Raw genomic sequence first — 5,009 nt, forward strand, 5'->3', positions numbered from 1 at the left:
CGATGGGCGCCGCGGCGCCTTCGGTGTCCAATCTGGCTGGTCAGCTCCGTCGATTCACGGACATGTCCGGAAGAAACGATCGGCTACGGCAGGTCACGACCCACTGCTCCGGCCTGACGATACCAGCGTCGGCTAGTCAGGTGCATAGAGGATTTTACCCGGCGCTCCAAGCAAAATCACACCGATGCCCCCGCTTTTCAGTGCAGCGCGAAGATCAGCGCGCGGGGGTGGCCTCCGAGATCGCTGCGCGATCCCCGCCAGATGAAGCCGCCTCCGCGCATGATCGCCTTCACATCCTCTTCCTGCCCGGCACCGATCTCCAGCACGACATGGCCGCCATCGGCCAATCGGTCGGGTAGCGTCCTGGCGAAGATTCGATAGGGATCGAGTCCGTCGCGCCCGCCGTCGAGCGCGAGCAAGGGATCGTGGTCGCGCACGACGGCATCGAGCGTCGCAATGTCGGCGCTGGGGATATAGGGAGGATTGGAGACGATCAGGTCGAAGCGACCGTCGAGGCCGTCCGTCCAGGAGCCGACGCCCAACAGCGCGCGCCCGGCGACGCCATTCAGTGCGGCGTTCATGCGCGCGGTCTCGCAAGCCTCGCTCGAGAGATCGATGCCGATGCCCGACGCGGCGGGACATTCCCTCAGCAGCGTGACCAGCAGGCAACCCGTGCCGGTGCCAAGGTCGAGGATGCGCAACGGCTCCTGCCGTCTCGCCCCGAGCTGGTCCAAAGCGGCCGCGATCAATGTTTCGCTGTCGGGCCTAGGCTCCAGCGTCGCGGGAGACAGGCGGAACGGCAGGCCCCAGAACTCGCGCTCGCCCAGAATGCGCCAGAATGGCTCGCCGGCCAGCCGACGGTCCACAGCCTCGTCCAAGGCCGCGGCCATCGCGGGCGTCCAGCTGGCGGGCGCATCGCTCCCGCTGCTGAGATGCTCGACCAGCCAGCGGGCTTCGAGGGCCGCGTTATCGATGCCCGCCTGGAGCAAGCGCCGCGCAGCATGACGCCGCGCCTCCGATGACGAAGACGCGGCGTCCGGGCCGGGCGAAGGGGTCAGTTGCCCTGCATCTTCTCGTTCATGCAGAAGCGCATCTTGGTCCGGATCGAGGAGCGGCTCTCCCGCGAGCCGCGCATCTCGGCCTGGCAGGCCCGACGCGCCTGGGACTGGGTCATGGCCTTGTTCATCCGCGCGGGCTGACCGCTGGTGACGCTCTTCAGGCCCCGCTCCATCGAGCGCTCGACGCGCTGCGCCGTGCCCTGGGCCTGAACCGGTGCCGCGACCATCATCGCCATCAGGCCCGCAATGGCCGCGCTCGAAACAATCTTGATCATAGGAGGCTCCCCCCTGTTGCACTGTCGATGGAGCGACAACGCGGGAGGCCACGGGAGGTTTCATGGCCCCGGCTGAATCATCGGTCACGCGATGCCCTCGCTGGCGAGCAAGCGGGCTTGATGCTCCGCGGTGAGCGCGTCGATGATCTCGTCCAGCACCAGACCCTGCATCATCTCGTCGAGCTTGTAGAGGGTCAGGTTGATGCGATGGTCCGTGATCCGCCCTTGTGGGAAGTTGTAGGTGCGGATGCGCTCGGAGCGGTCGCCGGAACCGACCTGCGAACGCCGGTCGGCCGAGCGCTCGGAATCGAGGCGGATCCGTTCCAGATCGAACAGCTTGGCGCGCAGCAGTTCATAGGCGCGCGCCTTGTTCTTGTGCTGGGAGCGCTCGTCCTGCACCACGACGACGACGCCGCTCGGCATGTGTGTCAGGCGCACGGCCGACTCGGTCTTGTTGACGTGCTGACCGCCGGCGCCGCCGGCCCGCATCGTGTCGATCCGGATGTCGCTGTCGTTGAGGACGATGTCGACGTCGCCGGCGAGAGGCAGCATGGCGACTGTCGCGGCGGAGGTGTGGATGCGCCCGCTGGTCTCCGTGTCGGGCACGCGCTGGACGCGGTGCACGCCGGATTCGTATTTCAGCCGGGCATAGACGCCGCGGCCGGAGATTTCGGCGATGACCTCCTTGAAGCCGCCGACCGTGCCCTCGCTCTCGGAGAGCAGATCGACGCTCCAGCCCTTCTGGGCGGCGTAGCGCTGGTACATCCGGAACAGATCGCCCGCGAACAGCGAGGCCTCGTCGCCGCCCGTCCCCGCCCGGATCTCGAGAATGACGCCGCGTTCGTCGGCCGCGTCCTTGGGCAACAATGCGATCAGGATCTCGCGCGCGCGGGCGTCGATCTCGGTGCGGGCCGCGTCGCGCTCCTCATAGGCGAGGTCCCGGAACTCGGCATCGGTCGCGGGGTCGGCGATCAAGCTCTCGGCCTCGGCGAGATTGTCCTGCGCCTGGCGCCAGACGGCGATCGCCGCGACCACGGCGTCGAGTTCAGAGAGCTCCTTGGCCAGTTCGACCGTGCGAGCAGCTTCCGTGGCGGTGTTGATCTCGGCCGTCGCCGCGGCATGGCGGGCGACGATGGCGTCGAGGCGATCCTGGGGGAGCTGAAGCGACATGGGAAACTCGAAACGACGATCGGAGGGGGACGCGCTGCACGACGGCCCGCTAGACCGGCACCTTGCATTCGGCGGCGAAGGCCGCGAGTTGCGGACGCAGGCTGGGGGCGCCGTCTCCGCTAGCCAGCATCCAGTCGATCCGTTCCGTCAACCTGCCGACATCCAATGCACGCAGCATCGCCTTGACCGGACCGACCGAGGCCGCCGACATGGAGAAGGCACGATAGCCGAGGCCGATCAAGGCCATCGTCTCGAGAGGCTTGCCTCCCATTTCGCCGCAGACGGTAACCGGGCAATTCGCCTCGGACGCCGCCTCGACGATGCTGCGGAGCGCGCGCAGAGCGCCGAGTCCCAGAGGGTCGAAGCGATCGGCCACGCGCTTGTTTTCGCGATCGGCCGCGAACAGGAACTGCATCAGGTCGTTGGTGCCGATCGAGAGGAAATCGGCCTCGCGCACGATTTCCGGCAATTCGAACAGCAGCGAGGGCACCTCCACCATGACGCCGAGTTGCAGGCTGAGCGGCGGCACATGCCCCTGCTTTTCAAGCATCGCCTGCTCGCGCCGCACAATCGTGCGGGCGCGCTGGAACTCGTCGACGGTGGCGATCATCGGCAGCATGATCTTCATGTCTCGGCCCGATCCGGCCCTCAGCAGAGCGCGTATCTGAGCCCGCAGCAGACGTGGCTTGTCGAGGCCGATGCGGATCGCCCGCCACCCCAGCGCAGGGTTCTCTTCCTCGACACGCTCCATATAGGGCAGCACCTTGTCGCCGCCGATGTCGAGCGTGCGGAAGGTCACGGGGCGCCCCTGCGCCTGGTCGAGCACGGCCGTATAGAGCGCCTGCTGCTCGCTCGTCGTCGGCATGTGCTCGGCCACCATGAACTGCAGCTCGGTGCGGAACAGGCCGATCCCGGCCGCCGCCGTGGCTTCCAGATTCGGCATGTCGACCAGCAGGCCGGCATTGATCTGGAGCACGATCGGCACGCCGTCGCGCGTGACGGCGGGCTGGCTCTTGAGCTTGCGGTACTGTTCCTGCTTGCGGGCCCGCAGCCGCGCCTTGTCCTTGTAGGCGTTCTCGACGTCGGGCTGCGGCCGGATCTGGACCTCGCCGGCCTGGCCGTCGACGATGACCGCGTCGCCCGACTGGATCAAGGCGGTCGCGTTGACGATCTCGCCCACCGCGGGGATGCCGAGCGCACGGGCGACGATGGCGATATGGCTGGTCGGTCCGCCCTCCTCCAGGACGAGGCCGCGCAGATGGGCCCGGTCATAATCGAGCAGCGCGGCCGGGCCCATTGAGCGCGCGATCAGGATCGCGTTTTCCGGCATCTCCTCGCGGGCGACGCCGTTGGCCTTGCCGACAAGGGTCCGCAGCAGCCGGTTGGCGAGGTCGTCGAGATCGTGCAGCCGCTCGCGCAGATAGGGGTCGGTCTGGCGCAGCATCTTGGCGCGCGTGTCGGACTGGACGCGCTCGACCGCGGCCTCGGCGGTGAGGCCCGTCAGCACGACCTCGCGCATGCGGCGCAGCCAGCCCTGGTCATGGGCGAACATGCGGAAAGTCTCGAGGACATCGCGATGCTCGCCGATATGGGCGATGTCGCCGCGCTCGATCAGTTCGTCGATCGAGGCGCGCATCTCGGCGATGGCGTCCTCGAGCCGCTTCACCTCCGCGGCCGGGTTCTCGGCGATCAGGTTGGTGATTGCCACCCGCGGCTCGTGCAGCACGGCATGACCGAGGCCGACGCCGTCCGCCAGCGAGACACCGACGCCATGGATCGGACGGTCGAGGCCGATCGACGCGCCGGGCCGGGCGAGCGACTTCAGCCCACCGGCCGCGATCATCTCCGCCATGATCATGGCGGTCGTCTGGAGCGACTCGATCTCCTCGTCGCTGTAGAGGCGCGAGGCGCGGTTCTGGATGACGAGCACGCCCATCACGGCGCCGCCGCGCAGGATCGGCACGCCGAGGAAGGAGCGATAGACCTCTTCGCCCGTTTCGGGCCGGTAGGAGAAGGCGGGGTGGTTCTGAGCGTCCGACAGCGCCAGCGGCTCGGCCTCGCGCGCGATCAGGCCGACGAGGCCCTCGCCGGCACGCATGGTGGTGAGGTGGACCGCCTCGCGGTTCAGGCCTTCGGTGGCGTAAAGTTCGAGAGAGCCGTCCTCACGCAGCACGTAGACGGAGCAGACTTCGGCGACGAGATTGCCAGCGATCAGGACGACGAGCCGATCCAGCCGCTCCTGCGGACTGATCGACGCCGCCATCACCTCCCGAAGGCGGCGCAGCAGAACGCCCGATCCTCCGAGAGCGCCTCGCATCGATTATTCGTCCTCCGCCGGCCTGGCCGTCCGGCCGCTGTGCATCGCAGACCTGACACCTGTCATGGCCGAGTCGCAAGCGCTCCCGCCTCGGGGGCCTTCTAGCCACCGCCTGCGGGGTTCGGCAAGGGCCGTGGAATGCATACGTTCAGCCGGATGGCGGCGACGGCCGTGGGGGCGCAGGCGCGG

Annotated in this window: 4 protein-coding genes; all 4 read right to left on the reverse strand. The window is 68.1% G+C overall.

Annotated elements, in window-relative coordinates; all coding sequences use genetic code 11:
* Positions 1–197 precede the first annotated feature (197 nt).
* Complete coding sequence (gene prmC / locus Q8M82_RS07605) at positions 198–1,085, reverse strand: peptide chain release factor N(5)-glutamine methyltransferase (RefSeq protein WP_371126266.1); 888 nt, start codon at positions 1,083–1,085, stop codon at positions 198–200.
* Positions 1,055–1,333 carry a hypothetical protein gene (locus Q8M82_RS07610; RefSeq protein ID WP_305690772.1) on the reverse strand — a complete coding sequence of 93 codons (279 nt, stop codon included), beginning with the start codon at positions 1,331–1,333 and terminating at the stop codon, positions 1,055–1,057. The genes prmC and Q8M82_RS07610 overlap by 31 nt, the downstream gene beginning before the upstream one ends.
* 84 nt (positions 1,334–1,417) lie before the next feature.
* Positions 1,418–2,503 carry a peptide chain release factor 1 gene (prfA, locus tag Q8M82_RS07615; RefSeq protein ID WP_305690769.1) on the reverse strand — a complete coding sequence of 362 codons (1,086 nt, stop codon included), beginning with the start codon at positions 2,501–2,503 and terminating at the stop codon, positions 1,418–1,420.
* A 49-nt stretch (positions 2,504–2,552) separates the two neighbouring features.
* Positions 2,553–4,820 (reverse strand): phosphoenolpyruvate--protein phosphotransferase, encoded by a 2,268-nt coding sequence (gene ptsP, locus Q8M82_RS07620; RefSeq protein WP_305690770.1) that lies wholly within the window; start codon positions 4,818–4,820, stop codon positions 2,553–2,555.
* Positions 4,821–5,009 lie beyond the last annotated feature (189 nt).

Source organism: Allobosea sp., assembly GCF_030694325.1.
Taxonomy (GTDB): domain Bacteria; phylum Pseudomonadota; class Alphaproteobacteria; order Rhizobiales; family Beijerinckiaceae; genus Allobosea.

Coding starts and splice junctions, on each gene's coding strand:
- Q8M82_RS07610 (WP_305690772.1), bottom strand. CDS start 1,333: ATGATCAAGATTGTTTCGAGCGCGGCCATTGCGGGCCTGATGGCGATG.
- prfA (WP_305690769.1), bottom strand. CDS start 2,503: ATGTCGCTTCAGCTCCCCCAGGATCGCCTCGACGCCATCGTCGCCCGC.
- ptsP (WP_305690770.1), bottom strand. CDS start 4,820: ATGCGAGGCGCTCTCGGAGGATCGGGCGTTCTGCTGCGCCGCCTTCGG.